Origin of the sequence: Serratia sp. BNK-23, from assembly GCF_047456145.1 — a bacterium.
Classification (GTDB): domain Bacteria; phylum Pseudomonadota; class Gammaproteobacteria; order Enterobacterales; family Enterobacteriaceae; genus Serratia; species Serratia nematodiphila.
Map to the genome: position 1 here is coordinate 4,391,870 of NZ_CP179900.1, position 22,331 is coordinate 4,414,200.

At 59.3% G+C, this 22,331-nt stretch carries 25 protein-coding genes and 1 pseudogene; 8 read left to right on the plus strand and 18 right to left on the minus strand.

The features are described from left to right. Positions 1-11: 11 nt before the first annotated feature. Genes ACMGF9_RS20905 through ACMGF9_RS20915 form a run of 3 tightly spaced genes read right to left on the minus strand, consistent with a single transcriptional unit; the run spans position 12 to position 3,456 of the window. A complete protein-coding gene (locus tag ACMGF9_RS20905; protein WP_118892473.1) occupies positions 12-2,255 on the minus strand; it encodes a TonB-dependent receptor family protein in 2,244 nt (747 codons plus the stop codon). A gap of 39 nt (positions 2,256-2,294) precedes the next feature. After that, complete coding sequence (locus ACMGF9_RS20910) at positions 2,295-3,047, minus strand: energy transducer TonB (protein ID WP_047569479.1); 753 nt, start codon at positions 3,045-3,047, stop codon at positions 2,295-2,297. 1 nt (position 3,048) lies between these two features. Further along, positions 3,049-3,456: an ExbD/TolR family protein gene (locus ACMGF9_RS20915; RefSeq protein WP_021504179.1), complete on the minus strand. Its 408-nt coding sequence runs from the start codon at positions 3,454-3,456 to the stop codon at positions 3,049-3,051. A 492-nt stretch (positions 3,457-3,948) separates the two neighbouring features. On the opposite strand from ACMGF9_RS20915, the gene ACMGF9_RS20920 reads away from it, so the two are divergent. Beyond that, positions 3,949-4,251, plus strand: coding sequence for a hypothetical protein (locus tag ACMGF9_RS20920; RefSeq protein WP_004933246.1), 303 nt, complete (start codon positions 3,949-3,951; stop codon positions 4,249-4,251). 33 nt (positions 4,252-4,284) lie between these two features. Here the strand turns inward: ACMGF9_RS20920 and idi are convergent, their stop codons facing one another. The 4 genes from idi to ACMGF9_RS20940 are packed head-to-tail and all read right to left on the minus strand — an operon-like array spanning position 4,285 to position 7,193. Next, entirely contained in the window at positions 4,285-4,884 is a 600-nt protein-coding gene (gene idi / locus ACMGF9_RS20925; RefSeq protein WP_414160392.1) for an isopentenyl-diphosphate Delta-isomerase, read from the minus strand. A gap of 42 nt (positions 4,885-4,926) precedes the next feature. After that, positions 4,927-5,154, minus strand: coding sequence for a non-oxidative hydroxyarylic acid decarboxylases subunit D (locus ACMGF9_RS20930; RefSeq protein ID WP_075685827.1), 228 nt, complete (start codon positions 5,152-5,154; stop codon positions 4,927-4,929). Between the two features lie 9 nt (positions 5,155-5,163). Continuing rightward, the gene (locus ACMGF9_RS20935; RefSeq protein ID WP_261438440.1) at positions 5,164-6,591 is read right to left on the minus strand and encodes a non-oxidative hydroxyarylic acid decarboxylases subunit C; all 1,428 of its coding nucleotides are present in this window, start codon (positions 6,589-6,591) and stop codon (positions 5,164-5,166) included. A gap of 2 nt (positions 6,592-6,593) precedes the next feature. Continuing rightward, positions 6,594-7,193 carry a non-oxidative hydroxyarylic acid decarboxylases subunit B gene (locus tag ACMGF9_RS20940; protein WP_004933254.1) on the minus strand — a complete coding sequence of 200 codons (600 nt, stop codon included), beginning with the start codon at positions 7,191-7,193 and terminating at the stop codon, positions 6,594-6,596. 181 nt (positions 7,194-7,374) lie between these two features. Between ACMGF9_RS20940 and ACMGF9_RS20945 the strand changes: the two genes are divergently transcribed. After that, complete coding sequence (locus ACMGF9_RS20945) at positions 7,375-7,791, plus strand: MarR family winged helix-turn-helix transcriptional regulator (RefSeq protein ID WP_004933256.1); 417 nt, start codon at positions 7,375-7,377, stop codon at positions 7,789-7,791. Positions 7,792-7,882: 91 nt separating this feature from the next. Here the strand turns inward: ACMGF9_RS20945 and ACMGF9_RS20950 are convergent. The 3 genes and pseudogenes from ACMGF9_RS20950 to ACMGF9_RS20960 form a co-directional block, all read right to left on the minus strand. Continuing rightward, positions 7,883-8,800: pseudogene (locus tag ACMGF9_RS20950) on the minus strand (L,D-transpeptidase family protein); the annotation flags it as partial. A 233-nt stretch (positions 8,801-9,033) separates the two neighbouring features. Beyond that, entirely contained in the window at positions 9,034-9,909 is an 876-nt protein-coding gene (locus ACMGF9_RS20955; RefSeq protein WP_033631697.1) for a helix-turn-helix domain-containing protein, read from the minus strand. Positions 9,910-9,919: 10 nt separating this feature from the next. Next, positions 9,920-10,297 (minus strand): hypothetical protein, encoded by a 378-nt coding sequence (locus tag ACMGF9_RS20960; protein ID WP_414160393.1) that lies wholly within the window; start codon positions 10,295-10,297, stop codon positions 9,920-9,922. Between the two features lie 121 nt (positions 10,298-10,418). Here ACMGF9_RS20960 and ACMGF9_RS20965 point away from each other — a divergent pair, with 121 nt between their 5' ends. Then, positions 10,419-11,240, plus strand: coding sequence for an AraC family transcriptional regulator (locus tag ACMGF9_RS20965; protein ID WP_021504183.1), 822 nt, complete (start codon positions 10,419-10,421; stop codon positions 11,238-11,240). Between the two features lie 38 nt (positions 11,241-11,278). Here ACMGF9_RS20965 and ACMGF9_RS20970 read toward each other — a convergent pair whose 3' ends face one another. From ACMGF9_RS20970 to ACMGF9_RS21000, 7 genes are all read right to left on the minus strand, one after another. Further along, complete coding sequence (locus tag ACMGF9_RS20970; protein ID WP_004933268.1) at positions 11,279-12,415, minus strand: porin; 1,137 nt, start codon at positions 12,413-12,415, stop codon at positions 11,279-11,281. 369 nt (positions 12,416-12,784) lie between these two features. Next, the gene (locus tag ACMGF9_RS20975; RefSeq protein ID WP_261438439.1) at positions 12,785-13,555 is read right to left on the minus strand and encodes a 3-hydroxybutyrate dehydrogenase; all 771 of its coding nucleotides are present in this window, start codon (positions 13,553-13,555) and stop codon (positions 12,785-12,787) included. 12 nt (positions 13,556-13,567) lie between these two features. Further along, positions 13,568-14,962 (minus strand): GntP family permease, encoded by a 1,395-nt coding sequence (locus ACMGF9_RS20980; protein ID WP_197716273.1) that lies wholly within the window; start codon positions 14,960-14,962, stop codon positions 13,568-13,570. Positions 14,963-15,004: 42 nt separating this feature from the next. Further along, complete coding sequence (locus tag ACMGF9_RS20985) at positions 15,005-15,928, minus strand: 3-hydroxyacyl-CoA dehydrogenase family protein (RefSeq protein WP_172575127.1); 924 nt, start codon at positions 15,926-15,928, stop codon at positions 15,005-15,007. A gap of 18 nt (positions 15,929-15,946) precedes the next feature. Next, positions 15,947-17,131 carry an acetyl-CoA C-acetyltransferase gene (locus ACMGF9_RS20990; protein ID WP_172575126.1) on the minus strand — a complete coding sequence of 395 codons (1,185 nt, stop codon included), beginning with the start codon at positions 17,129-17,131 and terminating at the stop codon, positions 15,947-15,949. A gap of 14 nt (positions 17,132-17,145) precedes the next feature. After that, a complete protein-coding gene (locus ACMGF9_RS20995; RefSeq protein ID WP_015376496.1) occupies positions 17,146-17,799 on the minus strand; it encodes a CoA transferase subunit B in 654 nt (217 codons plus the stop codon). An 11-nt stretch (positions 17,800-17,810) separates the two neighbouring features. Further along, positions 17,811-18,509: a CoA transferase subunit A gene (locus tag ACMGF9_RS21000; RefSeq protein WP_004933280.1), complete on the minus strand. Its 699-nt coding sequence runs from the start codon at positions 18,507-18,509 to the stop codon at positions 17,811-17,813. A 168-nt stretch (positions 18,510-18,677) separates the two neighbouring features. On the opposite strand from ACMGF9_RS21000, the gene ACMGF9_RS21005 reads away from it, so the two are divergent. The 5 genes from ACMGF9_RS21005 to ACMGF9_RS21025 all read left to right on the plus strand — a co-directional run bounded on the left by ACMGF9_RS21005 (position 18,678) and on the right by ACMGF9_RS21025 (position 21,908). Further along, positions 18,678-19,577 (plus strand): LysR family transcriptional regulator, encoded by a 900-nt coding sequence (locus tag ACMGF9_RS21005; protein ID WP_015376495.1) that lies wholly within the window; start codon positions 18,678-18,680, stop codon positions 19,575-19,577. Positions 19,578-19,685: 108 nt separating this feature from the next. Beyond that, the gene (locus tag ACMGF9_RS21010) at positions 19,686-20,690 is read left to right on the plus strand and encodes a hypothetical protein (protein ID WP_015376494.1); all 1,005 of its coding nucleotides are present in this window, start codon (positions 19,686-19,688) and stop codon (positions 20,688-20,690) included. Continuing rightward, positions 20,690-21,079: a hypothetical protein gene (locus tag ACMGF9_RS21015; RefSeq protein ID WP_021504189.1), complete on the plus strand. Its 390-nt coding sequence runs from the start codon at positions 20,690-20,692 to the stop codon at positions 21,077-21,079. The genes ACMGF9_RS21010 and ACMGF9_RS21015 overlap by 1 nt, the downstream gene beginning before the upstream one ends. A gap of 27 nt (positions 21,080-21,106) precedes the next feature. Then, complete coding sequence (locus ACMGF9_RS21020) at positions 21,107-21,499, plus strand: hypothetical protein (protein ID WP_414160395.1); 393 nt, start codon at positions 21,107-21,109, stop codon at positions 21,497-21,499. A gap of 13 nt (positions 21,500-21,512) precedes the next feature. Beyond that, a complete protein-coding gene (locus ACMGF9_RS21025) occupies positions 21,513-21,908 on the plus strand; it encodes a hypothetical protein (RefSeq protein WP_414160396.1) in 396 nt (131 codons plus the stop codon). Here ACMGF9_RS21025 and ACMGF9_RS21030 read toward each other — a convergent pair. Further along, the gene (locus ACMGF9_RS21030) at positions 21,899-22,216 is read right to left on the minus strand and encodes a hypothetical protein (RefSeq protein WP_414160397.1); all 318 of its coding nucleotides are present in this window, start codon (positions 22,214-22,216) and stop codon (positions 21,899-21,901) included. The two genes, ACMGF9_RS21025 and ACMGF9_RS21030, sit on opposite strands and share 10 nt — an antisense overlap. Positions 22,217-22,331 lie beyond the last annotated feature (115 nt).

Genomic DNA, 22,331 nt, shown 5'->3' on the forward strand with positions numbered 1-22,331 from the left:
GGGGCGTTCAGTTAAAAGGTGGCTTCCAGCGAGACGCTGAAGGTGCGTTCTTCGCCGACGTTGTAATACGGGGTGCTGGCCTTCACGCCGCCGTAGGGCGCCGCGTTGAAGGTGGTGGTGCGCACCGAGGTCAGGTATTCCTTGTCAAACAGGTTGCTGATGCCAAAACGCAGCGCGGCGCTTTTGACGATTTTCTTGTCCACCGGCAGATGCACCCCCGCCGCCAGATCGAACACCGTGCGCCCGCCGATCTTCTCGTCGTTGGTCAGATCGCCATAGAACGCGCTGACGTACTTGCCGCTGACGCTGCCGTAGTACAGGCCGTCGTCATAACCCAACGTCATGTTCAGCAGGTTTTTCGGCACGTTCGGCACCTCTTTGCCGGAGGTCGGCAGCGGCTGCCCGCCGTTGCTGACGATGTCGCTCTTCTGCTTCGATTGGGTATAGGTATAGGAAGTGTAGTAATTGAAGTTATGCGGCAGTTGGCCGCTCCACTCCAGCTCCAGCCCTTTGTTCTCCACGTTGCCGATGTTCATCATCTCGTAGTCGCCGGCCGCGTTGGTGGTGGAGATCTGGCGATCGCTGTAGCGCATGTAGAACAGCGTGGCGCTCAGCAGCATGTCCTCTTGCTGGAAACGCCAGCCCAGTTCGTGGTTCCAGCTCAGCTCCGGCTTGGTGCTGAGCGAGTCGCCGACGTTGTACAGCACGTAGTTGGGCGGCGTGCGCATGTTGCGCGTCAGGTTGTAGAACACCTGGTTTTCCTGGTTCACCTTATAGCTGGCGCTGAAGTTCGGCAGGAATTCGTGATAGGTGGCTTTGCGCTTCTCCGGCACGTTGTACAGGCTGCCGCGGTTGTCCCCTTTACGCTCCACGTACTGATAGGCCAGGCCGCCGACGAAGGTCCAGTCCGGCGTGGCAAACCAGGTGTCCTGCAGCCACACTTTCTGTGCCGGGGTGATGGTGTACTGGTTGCGCCCCTGCACGGTGTTGCCGTTGGCGTCCTTCACCTGATCGGAACCGCCGGGTTTCCCCCAAATCTGTGACGGGTTGCCGTCGCCCTTGATGCTGATGAACGGCTGAGTCTGCAGTTGGCGCGCGCGTTCATACCAGTAGCCGATATCCAGGCTGTGCTGATCGTTAATGTCCCATTTCAGCTTGGTGGTGATGCCCGGTCGCCAGGTCTGGGTCCACGACGGGCGGTAATAGGTGTTGGACTGCAGGTTGCTGAGGTCATACTGCCCGGCTCTGTCCGACGTGCTGGACAATACCGACGCCGTCTGGCCGTTGAAGCTGCCGCCGTTGCCCCAGTAGTAATACGGCTGCAGGGTCAGCGACAGGTTGTCGCGCAGCTGCAGTTTCTGGGTGAACGACAGCGTAAAGTTCTCGAACGGGTTGCGTTCAATCTTGTAATACTTGTTCAACTGCCCTTTGCTGTTGTACTCCGGCGAGGTGACATAATCGGTGTCACGGCCGTCGTTTTGGAACTGCGCCTTGCTCAGGGTGTTGTAGTTGGTGTTGTTCTGGCGGTTGTACTTCATCACCAGATTGCTGCTGTTGCCGTTGCCGTCTTCATACAGCGAATTCATCTCGAACTTGTCGGAGTACAGCCGCCCCTCGCCGCGCCATTTCTTCGCCTCGGTGTGCGAATAGGAGAGCCAGTTGCTGAAGCCGTTGTACTCGCCGGTCTCCAGGCGGGCGAAGGTTTTGCTCAGGCTGTTGCTGCCCAGCGTCTGCTTGACGAAACCGCCGAAGTCTTTCGCCGGGCGGCGCGTTACCAGGCCGATGTTGCCGCCGCTGGAGCCGATGTGCGGGCCGTCCGCTTCGGAGGAGCCCTGGGTGACGAACACCTCCTCCAGGTTTTCCGCGTCGCCCAGCAGGTTCGGGTAGACCGCGTAGTTGCCGGAGTCGTTGATCGGGATGCCGTCCATCGACAGGCCGATCTGATCCGAGTTCATGCCGCGCATGGTGTAGTCCACGCCGCTCAGGCCGCTGGCGTCGTTGCTGTTGACGTTCAGGCCCGGCGTGTATTTCAGTTTATCGATGGCGTTGGCCGCCGACGGCATTTTGTTCATCGCCTCTTTGGTGACGGTGGAGCGCGCCTTGGCGCTGTCATCCTGCACCATCATGCCGCCGCCGAGCGACTGCCCCTTGACGCTGATGGTGCCGACATCGGTGGCGTCGGCCGCCAGCGCGGCGCCCGGCAGCATCGCCGACATCACCGCCAGATAGATCCCAGAACGATTAAACGATTTCATTGTGTGCATCCCTTAAAAATCAAACGATTAACCCTTGCGCTAAGGCGCCTGATAATTGAACGTCGCGGTAAATCTTTTGGTTGTTTGCCCGGCGAACGCCTCGCTCGGGAACGGCTTTACTGAACTGATGCTTTGCAGGCTGCTCATCGCCGCGCGATTCAGCAGCATGCTGGCGGCCTTGTTGGCGATGCCGGAAGAGAGCACCCGCCCGCTGCGATCGACCTCCAGCCACACCTCGACGTTGCCCTGCGGGCGCTCGAGCGAGGCCTGCCGCCCGCTCGGGTAGCGCTTGCGCTGTTCCAGCTCACGGCGCAAGGCCAGCAGGTAGCCGTTTTCTATCGCCTGCGCGTTCACCTTCGGCGCCGCCGGGGCGGTCGGTGCGGGCTGCGCCGCCGGCTTGCTGACCAGCGCGCGCGGTGCGGCGGGCGCCGGCGTCGGTTTAGGTTTCTCTACCGGTTTGGCTTTCTCTTTCACCGGTTTGGGTTTGGGCTTCGGTTGCGGTTTCGGCACCGGCTTGGCTTCCACGATCGGTTCCGGCGCCGGCACCACCGGTTCGGGGATCGGCTCCGGCTCCGGCTCGGGCGGCGGCGGTTCGGGCTGAGGCTCCGGCGGCGTTTCCGGTTGGGGTTCCGGCGCCGGTTCAGGTTCCACCAGCGCCAGTTCAATGGCGGTTTCGTCGTAGCGCGGCTGGATCTTCAGCGCCGCCTGTTGGCTGGCGAACAGCAGGCAACCGGCGACAATCAGCGCCGGCAACCAGCTGAAAAGATGACGTGAGCGATAGAGCAGATACATGTCACAGCTTCCGTGTCGCGATGGAGACGGAGAAGAAGCCGCCCTGGCGCAGGTTGTCCATGACCGCCACCAGCCGCTCGACCGCCACGCCTTTATCGCTGTTGACGATGATGGTGGTGGTCTGGTTGGCCTGCTGCTGTTGCTTCAGCGTCGTGACCAACGCGTCGAGCGCGATCGGCTGGCCATCCAGCTGCAGCTGTTCGTCGGCCCCCAGCGTGATGATCGCTTTCTTCTGCGGTTTCAGCTGTTGCGCGCTGCCGGCGGACGGCAACTGCGTTTTCAGCCCGAGCGCCGGAATGACGTTCAGGCTGATCAAGACGAAAAACACCAATAAAAACATCATCACGTCGATCATCGGGATCAGTTCGATGTGCGCTTTGTTCTTTTTCGGTTCGTTCCAGTTACGCATGACACTCCCTCCAAAAGCGAAGCAGCCAATATAGGAGGGGTTTGTTTACCTTTTGTTACGCTTGTGTGATCTTATTTTCACAGCGGAGATTTTTTGCGAGAATTTTTTCAATGGCGGGCAATAAATGCGGAGATATAACTCATTAATTAGCGATAGTTTTTAATGGAATAATTGCAATGTGGGCCTAACGCCGTGCGGATGACGAGACAATAAATGTGAAAATAGTGACAAGCTGCGCCAACCGGTGGCGGCTTTGCCTCTCACCTCCCAGCGATATCTGCTATTTTTCCCAAGAAAATTCCCAACCCCCCTCTTTAAAACACTCGCCAAAAAATAAATGCGACTATATTTAACCAAATAACACCCTTCATTGAATGGAATATTGCCAATTAAATGGCAGTCGTTATATTTTTAAAGTGAAATGGCGCTACAGCGTTATTTTAGAATTTAATTAAACCCACTAAGTCACCCTTTTATTTATAAGGATTGTATATGAAAGTACTTAGTCAATATGAAGAACAGTACGTTAGCGGTGGCGATCTGAACGCGGCCTGGGATGGGCTGTTGGACGGCGCCATGACCGGCGCGCTGATTGCAGGTAAATCCGCAGGCGCAGGCGGCTTTATTGCCGGTGCGGTCGGCCAATTGGTCGGCACCATTATCGGCGGCGTTGCAGGCGGTGTGGGGCTGGGTCTTTATGGCCTGACGCATACGCAGCAGGAAGTGGCCGACTACGCGAAACATTTCCGCGAGACTATCGGCTCCACTTCGACCTCGGTCGGCGGCAGCCTGTAAACATGAATGAATAGTCACCCTTGCGGTGGCTATTTATTTTATTACAGCACCGTCCCTAATGTCGCGCGCTGCGCTCTTTATGGTTATAGCATCCCTGTATTTTTTCAAACCTGATGTTATCGCACCGGTATTCAATTGAGAAACCATCCACGGGCTGAAAGCGAATGGCGTTAATTTTACAGCCGCCATTAAGTTATTGAGATCGACCCACACATAATCCGCCACTTCATCCGGATTAGCGCAGAGAGCGCCTTTACAATACGCGGCAAATACCGGGCAAACCTCATTCTCCATGATGCCGGACACGTCGGTCGCCTGATAACTGAAGGCGTCGCTCAGCAGCATTATCTGCTCGACTTCCGTGCCCAATTCAACCTGAGCGCGACGTATAACGGCCTGCGTCAGCGCCTCTTGCGGCAGGGGATGCCCACAAAAAGAATTGGTCCAGACCCCCGGCCAGGCGGTTTTGCTCAACGCGCGCCGGGTGACCAACACTGCACCCTCGACAGTAAACAGGTAGCATGAAAAAGCCAGATGCAGCGGCGTATGCCGCGTGTGGACCTGATCTTTGGGCGTCGTCCCGCAGGGCTGCCAGGCGGCGTCAAGCAGAACGACGTCTTCATTTTTCATCATTGTTATTTCCATGAAAAGGCGGGCTTTTCCCCGCCTGCGGTTTCATTTCCTCAGAAGAGGGGGAATGGTCGGCACTTCCGGCGCATTATCGATATCCTGCTGAGTCATGCGAAACTCGGGCGGATAATGCTCCCGTTCCGTTCTGCGAACAGGTTCGGTATTACGCCAGGTATAAAGGCAGTGTTGACACTGGTATACCGTCCACACGCCCTTGACCGGTGAATGCGCCATGACGTCTATCTGTTTATCGGCACAACGAGGACAAATCATAGGAACTCCTTAATGACGGTTAGCCAGCATGGCGGTTAATTTATCCACCCACAGGGCGGTTTCGGGTAAATCCTTGACGGGCTGGCTGTAGTGGCCGCGCGTATCCGGAGCCACCGGCGTGGTCGCGTCAATGATGAGTTTGTCCGTGATCCCCGCCGGGCTGGAGCCGGGATCCAACTCCAGCACCGACATATTCGGCAATTGCACCAAATCGCCGGCCGGATTGACCTTGGCGGACAGCGCCCACATAACCTGCGGCAGGTTGAAGGGATCGACATCCTCATCGACCATGATCACCATTTTCACATAGCCCAGCCCATGCGGCGTGGTCATCACCCGCATCCCCACCGCGCGCGCGAAACCGCCGTAACGCTTTTTAGTGGAAATGATGACGAGCAACCCGTGGGTATACATCGCATTAACCGCCTGCACTTCCGGAAACTCGGCTTTCAACTGCTGATACAGCGGCACACAGGTGGCCGGCCCCATCAGGTAGTCGATTTCTGTCCAGGGCATGCCCAGATACAGGGATTCGAAAATCGGCCGCGAGCGGTAAGAAACCTTATCGATGCGCACCACCGTCATGTTGCGGCCGCCGGAATAGTGCCCCGTAAATTCGCCGAACGGGCCTTCAATCTCGCGCTTGCGGCCTTCAATCACTCCTTCAATGATGACTTCGGAACCCCAGGGCACATCAAAGCCGGTCAAGGGGGCCGTCGCTATCGGGTACGGGCTTTCACGCAGGGCGCCGGCCATTTCATACTCCGACTGATCGTATTTGAGCGGCGTCGCCCCCATCAGCGTAATGATCGGGTCATTGCCCAGCGTAATGGCGATAGGCAGATCCTCGCCGCGCTCTTCTGCTTTATGCAGATGCAGCGCGATGTCGTGCATCGGCACGGGCTGCAGGCCCAGCTTACGCTTGCCCTTCACCTCCATGCGATAAATGCCGACGTTTTGCTTGCCGAAGTGGGTCGGATCTTCAGGATCGCGGGAAACCACGCAGGCCTTATCCAGGTAGAATCCACCGTCGCCGTCGTTTAAGCGAAACAGCGGCAGGATCTCAAACAGATTAATCTCCTCACCGTTGACCTCGTTCTCGGCCCAGGGCGGATTATCGCGACGTTCCGCAGAGACGGGAAAATGATCCCAGCGGCGAATATACTCATCGATTTGCTGCTTCACCGGCGTGGCCGGCGGGAGCCCCAGGGCTATGGCGTGATTCTGCCATGACCCGATGGTATTCATGACCACATGCGCGTGTTCAAAGCCTTTAATGTTCCTGAATGCAATGGCGGGGGCGCCCTCACCCATTCTGCCTGTGGCGTTGGCTGCCGCGGCGATATCCGGTTCCGCCTGAACCTCCTCGGTAATATCGAGTAATTGTCCGGCCTCATCCAGCGCCGCTAAATAACTTCGCAGATCGTCATAAGCCATATTTAACCTTCCTCGGTGTCAGTGGTTTTTTTGCTATTTTCTTTTAGTCCTGCCCAGCGCTTTGCCCGGCGATGATCAAGACCAAATTGATCCAGCACGCGTGCGACAATATGATCGGTAACGTCATCAATATGAGTGGGGTGGTTATAATAAGCGGGCATGGGGGGAACCAATGACACCCCCAATTTCGAGAGCGCGAGCATATTTTCCAAGTGAATAGTGCTCAACGGCGTTTCTCTGGGAACCAACACCAACTTCCGCCCTTCTTTGATAATCACATCCGCCGCTCTGCCAATAAGCCCTTCTGCATAACCGGCTCGAATACCCGCTAACGTTTTCATACTGCAGGGAATAATGATCATGCCGTCCGTATGAAAAGAACCTGAAGAGATCGTGGCGGCCTGATCGGCAGAACCGTGCGTCACGTCGGCCATCGCCATCACGTCATGCACGGTGAAATTTGTTTCGAGTTCAATGGTCGTTTTGGCCCACTTACTCAAGATCAAATGCGTCTCTATGCCCTCCATGTCTTTTAGCGCCTGAAGCAGCGCCGTACCCAGCGGCGCCCCGGTCGCGCCCGTCATCGCGATCACTAATTTCATGCAACACCCCACAAAGTTCGTATGCGAACGATTTATCAAATCTAGTCCTGAGATAGCGATAAAACAAGTGGGCAATATGTAACCGTTCGTAAACGAACAACTTTCCGGGCAGGTATCCCTTATCGGCTTATTTTGTTATATTGATATTATTGTTAGCTTTTTTCCTTTCAGGGAATAATGTATGAACAGAACGCTGGCCAATACTTTTTTCCACCTCATTCGCGAACTGCTTCAGGATCATAGTGCTCAATGGCAAAAATCGCTTCCTGAACTCAGCAAACAACAATATTCCATTCTGGCCACCGTTTCAGAAACGCCGGGCATTGAACAAATCGAATTAATGGAAGCGGCGATCAGCAGTAAAGCCGCGCTGGCCGAATTGCTAGGCCGCATGGAAGGAAAAGGTTTATTAAAACGGGAAGCCGGCGAGCATGATAAGCGCCGCCGATTTATTTACCTGACGCCTGCTGGGCAGGCGCTGTTCGAAGCCAGCCGCCCCATCGCCGACGCGATTGATAATATGTATCTCGAACGAGTCAATAAAGACCAACATGAGTCGGCGCTTTTCGTTTTAAAGACGATGATAGGGAAGCAATAAATTCACCGCGCCAACAGCGGAAGCTGAAAGCATAAAAAAAGACGCCCGCAGGCGTCTTTTTTATCGCGTTCACTGAAGCTCTGGGCAATCAGTTCACTTTCACCGGCATGCCGGAACGGGCCTTGATCGCCGCGTCCACTTCGCTCTGATTGACGCCGGCGTCCATCAGCACTTTGCCGACCGGCGCAGAGATGGTCAACGGCACCGGATCCTTGGATTGCAGCTGCTCTTCGTTGGCCGACAGCGGGTTGTGCACTTCCACGTAGCGCGAGCCGTCCGGTTCGACGGTGGCCTTCATCGGTTCGTTGATGAACTGCACGCGGGTGCCGACCGGCACGTTCTGGAACAGGTACTTGATGTCGTCGGCGCGCAGACGCACGCAGCCGTGGCTCACGCGCAGGCCGATGCCGAAGTTGGCGTTGGTGCCGTGAATGGCATACAGACGGCCGACATACAGCGCATACAGCCCCATCGGGTTATCCGGGCCGGCCGGGAACACCGCAGGCAGGATCTCGCCGTCAGCCGCGTATTCGGCGCGCATTTTGGCGGTCGGCGTCCAGGTTGGGCCGTCTTTCTTGCGCTGCACGGTGGTGGTCCAGTTCAGCGGGGTGTCTTTACCCAGCTGGCCGATGCCGATCGGCAGCACCACCACGGTGTTGGAGCCTTTCGGGTAGTAGTACAGACGCATTTCGGCGCTGTTGATGATGATGCCTTCACGCGGCGCGTCCGGCAGGATCAGCTGCTGCGGGATAGTCAGGGTGCTGCCGGCCTTCGGCAGGAACGGATCCACGCCCGGGTTGGCCTCCAGCATGTTGCTCAGCCCCATCTGATACTGGGCGGCGAAGCTTTCCAGCGGCAGTTTGCTGTCTTCCGGTACGGTGATTTGGATATTTTCGCCCACCAAACGGCTGTCTTTTGGCGGCAGCGGGTAGACGACGGCGAAGGCAGCCTGGCTGAATGCAACCAGTGCCGTAAACAGGGTTAATAACGCGCGAATGCTCATTTTCATCTTCGTGTTGGTCAAGGCCACTGGCGATTATGGGTATTGGTTTCTACGGCCACTTTGCCCCGTTGAATTTCAGCCGGCAGCTGACGGCGCTGCGGCCTGAAAAACCAGGGGGGATTTGACCGGATGCGCATTATATGTGCACATCAATCAAAGTGTGAACCATTACCGATGTAATATCGCAATTTTTTGTAACCTGACGCGCCACGCCGGCGATTTTTTGCGAGAACCGCCGCCTAGCTGGCGGCGGCCAACGCTTCCTCCCGCCGTATCGGAATCAGATATTCACAGCGGATCGCCGCGCCGCCGAGCGGGCAACTGCCCTCCTGCGCCGGGTAGAAACGCTCGATATCCTGCCCTGGCCGGCGAATGGCGTTCATCTGCGGCATAGCGGTGTCATACAGCCGGACAATAAAGTTTTGTAACCCTTCCGCCTGTCCCTGGTAGGTGAAACGGGCATACTCGCCCTGCTCGATAGTCACCCGTTCTCCCGGCGCCCCTTCGTCCGGCAGAGCGGCGGTGTAGGCCATGCGCGGGCTGCCCCGGCGGCGCCGGTCAACTTCCAGACTGGTGAGACCGTATACCACCTCCGGCAGCGCCTGCGGCTGCAGCAACTGCCGCCAGGCGTGGCGGCGCAGCTCACACTTGGAGGCCGCCAGTTGCCCCAGCGTAAAACTGCGGCGCTGTGTATGGCCCACCAACTGCATGGCGGGCAGCGTCACGATATCGGCCTGCGGCAATGGCGCTTCGGTCAGGCGCAGCGGCGGCTGCAGCCCATAGCTCGACCAATCCTGGCTGCGACGATAGCTGGCCGGCGGCAGACCGAACTGCTTGCGGAAGCAACGGGTGAAGGTCTGCTGCGAATCGAACTGGTAAGTATCGGCGATGCAGGCCACGCTGGTGCCGGTCAGGCGCAGTTCACGCGCGGCGGCGGTCAGCCTTCTGCGGCGCGCGTAGGTGCCGAGAATATGGCCGGTATGCTGCTTGAACATCCGCTGCAAATGCCATTTGGAGTAGCCGGACTTGGCGGCGATGTCGTCCAGCGTCAGCGGCTGATCCAGGCTCTGCTCGATCCAGGCCAGCAGCTGTTCAATCACCTGTTGCTGGTGCATGGTGTTCCCCTTATTTTAACAATAACGTCTGCGCCAATACCCGGCCTGCGGCTTCATCGGCGGCCACCAGTACCGGATAGCCCCAGAATTTGGCGCCGTATTCGGCGAATTCTTCCGCCGCCGCGCGTTTGGCGTCGTCCGGCTCCAGCATGATCATGCCTTTCACCCACCGCTTCAGCGCCTCGCGGTTATCACGTTTCCACAGCGCAACCTGGGTGCGAGCATCGCGGTCATGTTCTTGTTCTTCATCGCCGACGCTGCGGTCGGTGAGCAGAACAAAAGGCTCGGCGCGCGCCAGCAGCGCGCTGAATTCGGCCAGCTCGGCCTGGGTATCGCGCCCGCTGCGGCGCATCCACACCAGCGGAAAGTCGGCGGTATCCAATGACATAATCAGTTTCCTCGCGAAAGGGTTTAAGAACTGGCGCTTACTTTATCGGCACCGGCGCTAGACCGCATTGCGCAATCAGGACATAATACTTTTCAATTCCGCCAAATTGAGAACTATTCTCATGAAAGTACAGATCCCCCGCCACTGTCTGGATATCGATCAGGTGCCGCGCCCGCTGTTTGCCCTGCAAGGTTCGACTCTCGAGCAGGATTGGGAAGTCGAGCCGCACCGCCACCGGAAGGCGCAACTGATCTACACCGTGCGCGGCATGATCCGCTGCGAAGTGGAAAACGGGCTGTGGCTGGTGCCGCCGCAGTGCGCGCTGTGGATGCCGGGCAACGTGTTGCACAACGCCCAGGGCGCCGGCTCCACCGAGGCCTACTGCCTGTTCGTCGATCAACATGCCGCCGTCGGCCTGCCGCAAAGCTGCTGCACGCTGTCGGTCTCGCCGCTGCTGCGCGAGCTGCTGCTGCAGGCCAGCACCTTTGAGCCGCTTTACGACGAACAGGGCGCCGAGGGGCGTCTGACGGCGGTATTGCTGGATCAGTTGGCGGCCGCGCCGATCGAGAATCTGCATCTGCCGGTGTCCGACGACGCGCGCATCCGGCAGTTGACCGAAGGCATGCTGAGCAGCCCGGCGGACAAATCCACCCTCGGGCAGTGGGCGCAGCGCATCGGCATGAGCGAACGCTCCCTCAGCCGCACCTTGCAACAGCAGATGGGCATGAGCTTCGGCCACTGGCGGCGCCAGCTGCACGTGATGCTGGCGCTGCAGCGCTTGACGCAGGGCGAGAGCGTACAGACGGTGGCGCTGGATTTGGGCTACGAGAGCGCCAGCGGCTTCGTCACCATGTTCAGAAAGGCGGTGGGCAAACCGCCGGCGCGCTACCTGGCGGAGCGCAACGCCTCTGGAGAGACCCTGGGCGGCGCGATCACCATGTGAAAAAGCCGGCGCAGGCGCCGGCTTGGAGCAGGTGAAAATCAGAAGTCGTAGAACACCGTAATCCAGGTGGAGTCCGGCTCGTTGTCGCTGCTGTTGGCCAGCGTGCGCTCCACATACACCGACAGACCGTAACCGATGGTGGTGCCCGCACCAAGATAGACGTGGTTGGCGTGATACGCCTCGTCTCCCTTCAGCCGCAGCGAGTCCGCCGCCACATAAGGCTGGACGGATTTGAGGAACGGCTTGTCGATATTGAAAGTGTAACCGACGAAGCCTTCCAGCCCGTAGCCGTCACCGGCGAAGAAGTGCGACAGCGTGCGCTGTCGGGTGCTCGGCACATAATCTTTGTAGTAGCTGGCGGTGCCGACGATATACCAGTTGTTCGGCTGCCAGGTTAACGCGGTGCCGGACAACTGCTGGTGATAATCCTGTTCGTGGTACAGATTGTCTTTGATCTTCGCATCGGTATAACTGTAGGCGGCGCTGAAGGTGAAGTCTTTAGTCACCTTATAATCGAAGCCCAGCCCGCCACCGCCCTTGCGGCGGTAAATCAGGTTATCCGCGGTGTGCAGATCGTCTTCCGGCAATAAGTAGTTGGCGTACAGCGTGACCGGCCCGAAATCATTGGTGTATTTGATGCTGTTTTTCGGTTTATTGCCGCCGTCATAGTCGCCGGAAATACCGATGCCGGTGCCGCCCGCATGGCCATCGTTATCCCAGACGTCGCTTTTGATGCCGACCACCGAATAATAGATGCCGTATTGATGGCCATAGGTCAGGGTGCCGTAACGATCGTCTTTGAAGCCGGCGTACAGCTGGCGCTGATAGTCGCGCTTGCCGTCTTCGTTATAGTGCCCGTCCCAGCTGAGCGCGTGCGCCAGATCGACGCCCCACTCGTAATAGCCGATGATCGAGGTGTCCTGCGTCAGCGCATAATCGCCGCTGAAGCGAAAACGCGTGCCGCCGTCGTGGCCGTTTTTGTCATAGCCCGGCTCCGGGCCGTTATTGAAGATCCACTCGGGGCGAATGCTGCCGCCCACCTTTAAACTGAGCGGCGCCAGCAACACATTGCTCTGCGGGTTTTTATCCAGAATGGTGATCTCGGCCTGCGCGCCGGCGGAAATCGCCGACAGCAAGACGCCGCCAATGAATATTGGCGTTGTATTTTTTCTCATTATTACCCCTGCCCGAAAAAATTATTGTTATAAACGCGGTGGTCTTAAGCCACGCAGAAATAATTAACCGATGTGAACAGCGCACGCAAGATATAAAAATTCACGCCATAACCTGCCATTATTTTAGGTTGGATTTAATTTCAGCAAAAACGTGTTCACCTGTAACACGGAGAAAAACAATGTAATAACCGCAGCACGAAATAAACCAATCCGCACGTTTCACCCAAAATAACCCTTCGTGATTATCTGGGAATAATGATAGCAAATAACAAAAAAATATTATTGCCGCAGGTAAACCGTCACGCGATGGAATTAATTAAAGGCGGGAAATAACGACGGAGCGCATTGCGCGCTCCGGGGAAAATCTCACTACTGCGCCAGCCAGCCGCCGTCCATGTTCCAGGCGGCGCCACGCACCTGCGCCGCCGCATCGCTGCATAGGAACAGCGCCAGCTCACCGAGCTGCTCTGGCGTGACGAACTCTTGCGAAGGCTGCTTCTCCGCCAACAGCTCATCGCGCGCCCGCTGCGGATCGGTACCGGCGGCGATGCGTTTGTCGATCTGCTGCTGCACCAGCGGCGTCAGCACCCAGCCGGGGCAGATGGCGTTGCAGGTGACGGGCGTGCGGGCGGTTTCCAGCGCCAGCGTCTTGGTCAGCCCCACCACGCCGTGCTTGGCCGCCACATAGGCCGACTTGTCTTTCGACGCCACCAGCCCGTGCACCGACGCCACGTTGATGATGCGCCCCCAGTTGCGCTCGCGCATACACGGCAGCGCCAACCGGCAGGTGTGGAACACCGCCGACAGGTTAATGGCGAGGATGGCGTTCCATTTCTCCACCGGGAACTGATCCAGCGGCGCCACGTGCTGAATGCCGGCGTTGTTCACCAGAATGTCCACGCCGCCGAACTCACGCTCGGCATAGTGCATCATGTCCGCTATCTGGGCCGCATCGCCGAGATCGGCGCCGTGATACCCCGGCGCGGCGCCCAGCCGGGCAACCTGCGCTTTCGCCGCTTCCACATCGCCAAAGCCGTTGAGGATCACGCGCACGCCGGCGGCGGCCAGCACGGACGCTATCCCGAGGCCGATGCCGCTGGTCGAGCCGGTCACCAGCGCGGTCTTGCCTTGTACACTCATGGTATCGCTCCTTTAAACAATGCCGGTCAGGTAGAACACGCCGATCACGAACAGCACCGCGGCGCTCTTGATCAGGGTGATGGCGAAGATGCCGCCATAGGCCTGCCGGTGGCTGAGGCCGGTGATCGCCAGCAGGGTGATCACCGCGCCGTTGTGCGGCAAGGTATCCATGCCGCCGCTGGCCATCGAGGCCACCCGGTGCAGCACTTCCAGCGGGATATGCGCGGCGTGGGCGGCGGCCACGAAGTTATCGGCCATCGCCGCCAGCGCGATGCTCATGCCGCCGGAGGCCGAGCCGGTGATGCCGGCCAGCAGGGTGACGCTGATCGCTTCGTTCAGCAGCGGATTGGGGATCGCCGACAGCGCCTGCGACAGCACCAAAAAGCCCGGCAGCGCGGCGATCACCGCGCCGAAGCCGTATTCGGAGGCGGTGTTCATCGCCGCCAGAATTGCGCCGCCGACCGCCGTCTTGCTGCCTTCCGCCAGCCGGCCGCGAATATTGCCAAAGCCGAACGCCACCACCAGTAGAATACCCGACACCAGCGCCGCTTCCACCGCCCAGATGGCGGTGATCTTCGCCACATCGGTGGTGATGGGCTTGGCCAGCCCCGGCAGCGTCAGATCGTGGCTGGCGCCGTACCACTGCGGGATCCAATGGGTGAAGGCAAGGTTGAATACCCCGACCAGAATCAACGGCAGGATGGCGATCAGCGGATTCGGCAGGTTGATATCGTCCGGGGTTTCCGGTTCGTTCAGCAGCTCGGTGCCGTAACCCTCCCCCTTCAACTGCGCCTTGCGCCGCTGGCGTTCAAGATACAGCAGGCCGACCGCGATGATGAACAGCGAGCCGATCAGCCCCAGCCAGGGCGCGGCCCAGGCATTGGTGCCGAAGAAGCTGGTCGGGATGATGTTTTGGATCTGCGGCGTGCCGGGCAAGGCGTCCATGGTGAAGGAGAAGGCGCCGAGCGCCACGGTGGCCGGGATCAGCCGCTTGGGGATGCCGCTCTGGCGGAACAGCTCGGCGGCGAACGGATAAACCGCGAACGCCACCACAAACAGCGACACCCCGCCGTAGGTCAGCAGCGCGCACACCAGCACGATCACCGGAATGGCGTGACGCCGGCCGAGAATGCGGATCGCCGCCGCGACGATCGAACGGGAAAAACCGGACAGCTCAATCAGCTTGCCGAATACCGCCCCCAGCAGGAACACCGGGAAGTAGAGCTTCACAAAGCCGACCATCTTCTCCATAAACAGCCCGGTGAAGGTCGGCGCCACCGCGCCGGGGTCGGTCAACAGCACCGCGCCCAGCGCAGCGATCGGGGCGAACAAAATCACGCTGTAGCCGCGGTAGGCGGCCAGCATCAGTAATCCCAGTGCTGCCAGGGCAATCAAAACGCTCATCAGGCACCTCGCTATCGTTGTTATTGTCAGGTACGGCGTGCGAAATTACGGTTTCAGCGCAAAGCGCAGCTGATGCGCCCGTCGCCGTTGAATGCGTTCCCTGCGTGCTTCATCCCACAGATAAAATCCCCGGCCGCTGCGTTGGCCGCTATCGCCGCGCTGCAGCCGCTGTTCCACCAGCGCCATCATCTCGTCACCGGTCGCCAGTTCCGGGAACAGGTGGCGGGCGATGTCCGCCACCGTCGGGAGCCCGGTCATGTCGGCGGCCTCCAGCGGGCCGACCATGGCGTAGCGCCGCCCCAGCGAGGCGCGCATCACCTGATCCACCACCTCGGCGCTGGCGATGCCGCTGTGGACGATGTGCAGCGCCTCACGCAGCACCGCAAACTGCAGCCGGTTGCCGACAAACCCCGGCGCGGCGCGTTCCAGCAGCACCGCCTCCAGCGCCATCTCGCCGAGCAGCGCCTGCACCGCCGCCAGATGGCGCGGCTCGGTGGCGCTGCCGGGCACGATCTCCACCAGCGGGATCAGGTGCGGCGGATGCCAAAAGTGGGCGATCAGCAGCCGCTGCGGATGGGTCATGCGCGCCGCCAGCTCGTCCGGCGGCAGGCCGCTGGTGTTGCTGGCGATCACCGCGTCGTCGGCGATCAGCCCTTCCAGCTGCTCATACAGCGCATGCTTCAGCTCGAGCCGTTCCGGGATCGCCTCAATAAACAGCCGGGCGCGCGCCACCGCGTTCAGATCGCCGGTCACGCGCAGACGCGCCAGCGCCGCTTCGCGCTCATCGTTATCAAACTGCCCGACGTCGCTCAGCTCGGCCAGAATGCCGCTCGCCACCGCCGACGCTTCCGCCCGGCGCTGCGGATCCGGTTCATACAGCAGCACCTCATGGCCGTGGCGAATAAAGTGGGTGGCGATGCCCACCCCCATCAGCCCGGCGCCCAGTACCGCATAGTCAGATGACTGCATGGTGCCCTCCTCGGTTGTTTACGGGCGCTCTACCGCCAGCGCCACCCCCTGCCCACCGCCGATGCACAGCATCGCCAGCCCCTTGTTCACCTCGCGGCGCTGCATTTCGAACAGCAGCGACACCAAAATGCGGCAGCCGGACGCGCCGATCGGATGCCCCAGCGCGATCGCTCCGCCGTTGACGTTGACCCGCTCCGCCTCCCAGCCCAGTTCTTTGCCCACCGCCAGCGCCTGCGCGGCGAAGGCTTCGTTGGCTTCGATCAGATCGACCTCCTCCAACCGCCAACCGGCTTTTTCCAGGCAGCGGCGCGCGGCCGGCGCCGGGCCGATGCCCATGATCGCCGGTTCGACGCCCGACGAGGCGTAACCGGCGATGCGCGCCAGCACCGGCAAACGCAGCGCGGCGGCTTTTTCCGCGCTCATCAGCACCACCACGGCGGCGCCGTCGTTGAGCGACGAGGCGTTGCCGGCGGTCACCGTGCCCTCTTTGCGAAACGCCGGGCGCAGCCGCGCCAGCGCCTCCAGGCTGGTGTCGCGCGGCTGTTCGTCGCGCTCTACCCGCAGCGCTTCGCCCTTGGGCTGCGGCACCGTCACCGGCGTGATCTCCTGCGCGAAACGCCCGGCCTGCTGCGCCGCCTGCGCCTTCTGCTGCGAGCGCAGCGCGAACCTGTCTTGTTCTTCTCTGCTGATGGCGTATTTCTCCGCCAGGTTCTCGGCGGTGATGCCCATGTGATAGTCGTTGAACGCGTCCCACAGGCCATCGTGGATCACGCTGTCCACCATCTGCGCGTGACCGAGGCGCAGGCCGGCGCGCGCGCCGGCCATCAGGTAAGGCGACTGGCTCATGCTTTCCTGGCCGCCGGCGATCACCGCGTCGGCGTCACCGCTACGGATCGCCTGCACCGCCAGATGCACCGCCTTCAAACCGGAGCCGCACACCTTGTTGATGGTCAGCGCCGGCGTCGTAACGGGCAGCCCGGCGTTGAGCGCGGTCTGGCGCGCCGGATTCTGCCCGCAGCCGGCGGTCAGCACCTGGCCGAGGATCACTTCATCGATCTGCTGCGGCGCCACGCCGCTTTGCGCCAGCAGCCCCTGCACCGCCGCCGTGCCCAGTTCCACCGCCGTCAGCGGCGCCAGCGCGCCGTGAAAACTGCCGACCGGCGTGCGCGTCGCCGCCACGATCACCACTTCACGTTGTTGCACATTCACCTCCCGTCTCAGAAACGCATTTCCGGCACTTGCTCCGGCACGATCAGCCGGCCGGCGGTTTTGGCGACAATCTCCGCCACGCTGACGCCCGGCGCGCGTTCGCGCAGCACGAAGGCGCCGTCTTCAATTTCCAGGTAGGCCAGATCGGTCAATACCTTGCGGATGCAGCGGGCGCCGGTCAGCGGCAGCGTGCAGCGCGGCAGCAGCTTGGACTCGCCGCCCTTCGCGGCGTGGGTCATCACCACGATGATGTTCTCCGCCCCCGCCACCAGATCCATCGCGCCGCCCATGCCCTTGACCATCTTGCCGGGGATCATCCACGAGGCGATGTTGCCCTCGACGTCCACTTCAAACGCCCCCAGCACGGTCAGATCGACATGGCCGCCGCGGATCATGGCGAACGACTGCGCCGAATCGAAAATAGACGCGCCGAGGCGCGCGGTGACCGTCTGCTTGCCGGCGTTGATCATGTCGGCGTCCAACTGCTGCTCGGTCGGGAACTCGCCCATCCCCAGCAGGCCGTTTTCCGACTGCAGCATCACGTCCATGCCCGCCGGCACGTAGTTGGCCACCAGCGTCGGGATGCCGATGCCCAGGTTGACGTAGTAACCGTCCCTCAGCTCTTGCGCCACGCGCTGCGCCATTTGTTCACGGGTAAGCATGCGAATTCTCCTTATGCCCGCAGGGTGCGTTGTTCGATACGCTTCTCGAAGGTGCCCTGGATCAGCCGATCGACGTAGATGCCGGGGGTGTGGATCGCCGCCGGATCCAGCTCGCCCGGCGCGACGATCTCTTCCACTTCCACCACCGTGATGCGCCCGGCGGTCGCCATCAGCGGATTGAAGTTCTGCGCAGTATGGCGGTAGATGACGTTGCCGAAGTGATCGGCCTTCCAGCCTTTCACGATGGCGAAATCGCCGGTGATGGCGGTTTCCATGATGTAAGGGCGGCCGTTGAACTCGCGCACCTCTTTGCCTTCGGCGATCGGCGTGCCGTAACCGGTGGCGGTGAAGAACGCCGGGATGCCGGCGCCGCCGGCGCGGATCTTCTCCGCCAGCGTGCCCTGCGGCGTGAGATCCACCTCCAGCTCGCCGCTGAGCGCCTGCTGCTCGAACAGCGCGTTTTCGCCGACGTACGATCCCACCACCTTGCGGATCTGATGGGTTTCCAGCAGCCGCCCGAGGCCGAACCCGTCGACGCCGCAGTTGTTGGAGACCACCGTCAACCCGCGCACGCCGCGCCGGCGGATCTCTTCGATCAGATTCTCCGGGATGCCGCACAGGCCAAAGCCGCCCGCCAGCACCGTCATGTTGTCCGTCAGGCCTGCCAGCGCTTCCTGGTAGCTGCCGACGCGTTTGTCGAGCCCTGCCATATCGTTGCCCCTGCATGTTGCGGCGCAGGGCGAAATGCCCTGGCTTGCGTGAGGGCATCTTCAGGTCACAAAAATGATTTGTTAATTTTGTTTTTATGCCGCATTCATTTAGAATTTTTATTAATCACTCGTTAACCGACAATTAACAAAGAGTTAACGCCAACCAAAATGAAAATGAGCATCAAACAGTTACGCGCGTTTTTAGCGGTAGCTCACACTCTGAATTTCGCCCAGGCCAGCGAGCGGCTGAATATTTCTCAGCCGGCGCTCAGCCTGGCGATCCGTGGGCTGGAAGACGCGTTGGGGGGGCCGTTGCTGCTGCGCACCACCCGCCGGGTGACGCTGACGCCGGAGGGCGAAACCTTCTTCCCGATGGCGCGCCAGCTGCTGGCGGATTGGGACAACGCGGAAGAGGCGATGCGCCAGCGCTTCACCCTGCAGATGGGCAAGGTGGCGATCGCCGCCATGCCGTCGTTCGCCGGCAACCCGCTGCCGCCGATCCTCAAGGCGTTTCGCGATCGTTACGCCGGCATCAACGTGGCGGTGCACGACGTCATCAACGAGCAGGTGTTTGAAATGATCCGCGAAGGCCGGGTGGAGATGGGTATCGCCTTCGAGCCGGAGCCGAGCGACACCCTGCACTTCACCCCGCTGTGCCGCGATCGCTTTCTGGCGGTGGTGCCGAAGGATTCGGCGCTGGCACGCAGGGCGCAGGTGAGCTGGAAGGAGCTGCTGACGCTGGATTTCATCACCCTGCAGCGGCCATCGGCGGTGCGGCTGCTGCTGGAGCAGGCGCTGGCCCGCAGCGGGCGAACGCTGGAGGTGGCGTTTGAGAGCCACCAGCTGGTGACGGTCGGGCGCATGGTGGCCAACGGCCTCGGCGCCAGCGCGGTGCCGGCGCTGTGCGAGCAACAGATGGATGAGCTGGGAGCGGTCTGCGTGCCGCTGATCGGCCCGATTATCGAACGGCGCGTGGGCCTGATCCGCCTGGCGCAGCACCAACTCTCTTCCGCCGCGCAGGCGCTGGCGACGGTAATCGAACGGGAGATGGCGGGAAGTGGCGGGTAAGGCGGCACCGGTATTTTCAGATGATTCTCCGATCGAGAGCGTGAGCCAGAACCTGTTACCACCCTGTAGAAAATGTTAAGTTTCCTAAAAATAAGGAGGCTTTTCGACATGGAACAGAAGTCCAGCAGCATCGCACCGGGCTATTGCATCGCCCAACAAACGGGCCCGCTCGCCTTCCACGCCAACTACCTGTTCGGTGGCAAGCCATCGGAAGCGGCACGTTTTTTTATGCAGCTCAATGCCGATACGCCGCTGGTTCAACCGGGGCAAATGCTGATCGTCGCCGATCCGCGCAATCATAACCAATCTACGCAGATCGCCGCCCTGATGCAGGCCAAAAGCCGCACCAGCAAAGCGGTGAAAGCCGGTGACAGCGATTTCTCCACCTTCTTGCACCGCAATTACGCCGCTATCGCCGCCTTCACCAGCTATGGGGAAACGGTCGTCGGGCTGGCTTCGGATGCCGGAGAACGCTACTTCAGCCAGATCAAGAATATCCTGGTTGAGATTGAAAAAACCTACCAAAATCAGTTCCGCACGAGTGGCGCGTTGATTGGCACCCAGTTTCAGGTGGAACGAGCGCGGCTGTTCGGTACATTAAAACCGTTACTGAATCGCCTTACTCGTGCTCAACTCAATATGAAAGAGTATGCGCAAATCAAACACGCGCTAGGGCTCTCCAGTAAATCGCTGGTGCATGAATGGAGCACCGCCGGCGTCGGCGCCATCAAGGGTTATTCGAACTACGTCGACAGCGCCAGCCGGGCGGCCAAGTTTATGAAAGCCGGCGGCTGGATCGGCATCGGATTGAGTGGGCTGAATACCACCAACGACGTCTACAACGCCTGCACCACCGGCCGCGAACAGGAGTGCGCCAAGATCGCGGTGAAGGGATACAGTCATTTTGCGGCAAGTACTGCGGCGGGGATTTTGGGGGGTGAAGGCGGTGCAATGTTAGCAATGACGGCTTGCAGTATCGTCTTAGGCGCCTCCACGTTTGGTACCGGTATTTTAGCTTGTGGTATAGCAGGCGCTGCTCTGGGTGGCGCAGCTGGCAGTTGGGGTGGCGGTGTAGCCGCCGACAGCATTACTGGTTTCATTTTTGGTGAATAATGAAAATCGCTATCGTCCTATTCTTCACTCTGACATTGATTAGCGCCCTGGTTCAGTACCTTTACTATCGGCGCTATAAAGACGAATTTGCAGAATTCTATCAACGTTATGTGCAAAGCGCTCACCCCTTGCCTCCATTTGTCATCTTCGCGGATAACCTTGGTTTGCTTGGTGTATCTATCAAAGCACAATGGTTCCGTTGGATATTGAATGGCAGAAAAATAAAGATAGGGAAAAACGCTTTTCTGGGCCCAAAAACCTACGAATTCGTGAATGAAAACACATCTCAACATCTGAAGAGCTGGATTCGGAAAGACTTCATCTTAAGCGTGCTGAAAATGGGGTGTTTGGCGTTGATGTGTATTTTTGTTTTTTTGAGTAAGGCATAACGCCCCTTGAACCTTAGCCGGTGGCTTATGAAAACAGCATCACTTATTGCAGCCGTGCTGCTCTTACTTTGTTGGCTTGCTCAATATATTTACTCTCGTCGCTATAAACGCGAGTTCGATGTTTTTTATCAACGCTATACCCAACAGGGCCACTTTGTGCCTGCTCACCTCGCAATTGCCGATGGCCTTGGCTCTTTAGGTACTTCCATCAAAGTCCAATGGTTCAGATGGACCCTTTGCGGCAAGAAAATCAAGGTGAAGGAAAACCAATATCTTCCCGCCAAGACCTATGAATTTGTTCGTCTTTCATCATCTGAGCGCTTGCAGACCTGGATGAAAAACAACGACACGCTTTTGGCGCTGGAAGGACTGCTCTTCATCATGGCATTGATCTTTATGTTGATAGCGAGAATGTCGTGATTCAGGCTGCTCGATGAAAACCCTTGTCATATTATGCTTAACGCTGCTGGTTTTAAGCGCCTTCATCCAATTCATTGGCTACCGTCGCCATAAAAAAGAGTTTGACGCGTTCTATCAACGTTACGCCGGCAGCGGACATTTTATTCCGCCCTACGTCGCCTTTGCCGATAGCTTCGGCATGCTTGGAACCTCATTGAAAGCACAGTGGTTTCTTTGGATTCTGAAAAGGAAAAAAATAAAAATAAGGGATCAAGTTTGGCTCGATGCGAAAACCTACGATTTCGTGCAAAAAACCGCCTCTTCTGAGCTACAGAAGTGGCTGGCGATGGATTTTATACTCTTGCTCATAGAGGCCATTATTATCACCGTGGGCTGTATTTTTATTTATCTCATCAAACATCAAGGTTGAGCAGACGCACTGCTCCCCTCCACCGCCTGCACCGCCGCCTTCTGCGTGGCACGCTGATATAAGCACAGCTCCCTGCCCAGCTGGTTTTTCATAAACGGCTGCGGGTAGCGCCCGCCGATAAACAGCGCCGAATAGCCGACGTCGTCACCGTAGTGAATAATCTCCCCTTCCACCCTGGCGTTTTTTAGCCCGCTGGCCTTCAGGCAGGCGGCGCGCATCGCCCGTTCGCTCTCGGCCCACGCCTGTGGGGAAGACGCGGTGGCGTTGAACGTGGCCAGCGCGGCGATAAGCAGCCCTATTCTCTTCATCGTTATCTCTCCTTCTACTGCCCTCTCGCCAGTATAGACCGTGCCGGCGCGGCCAACCCGCCGCGCTCTTTACGGCATTTTTATTCCGCGCCCCGTTAACGTTACGGCGTTTTTA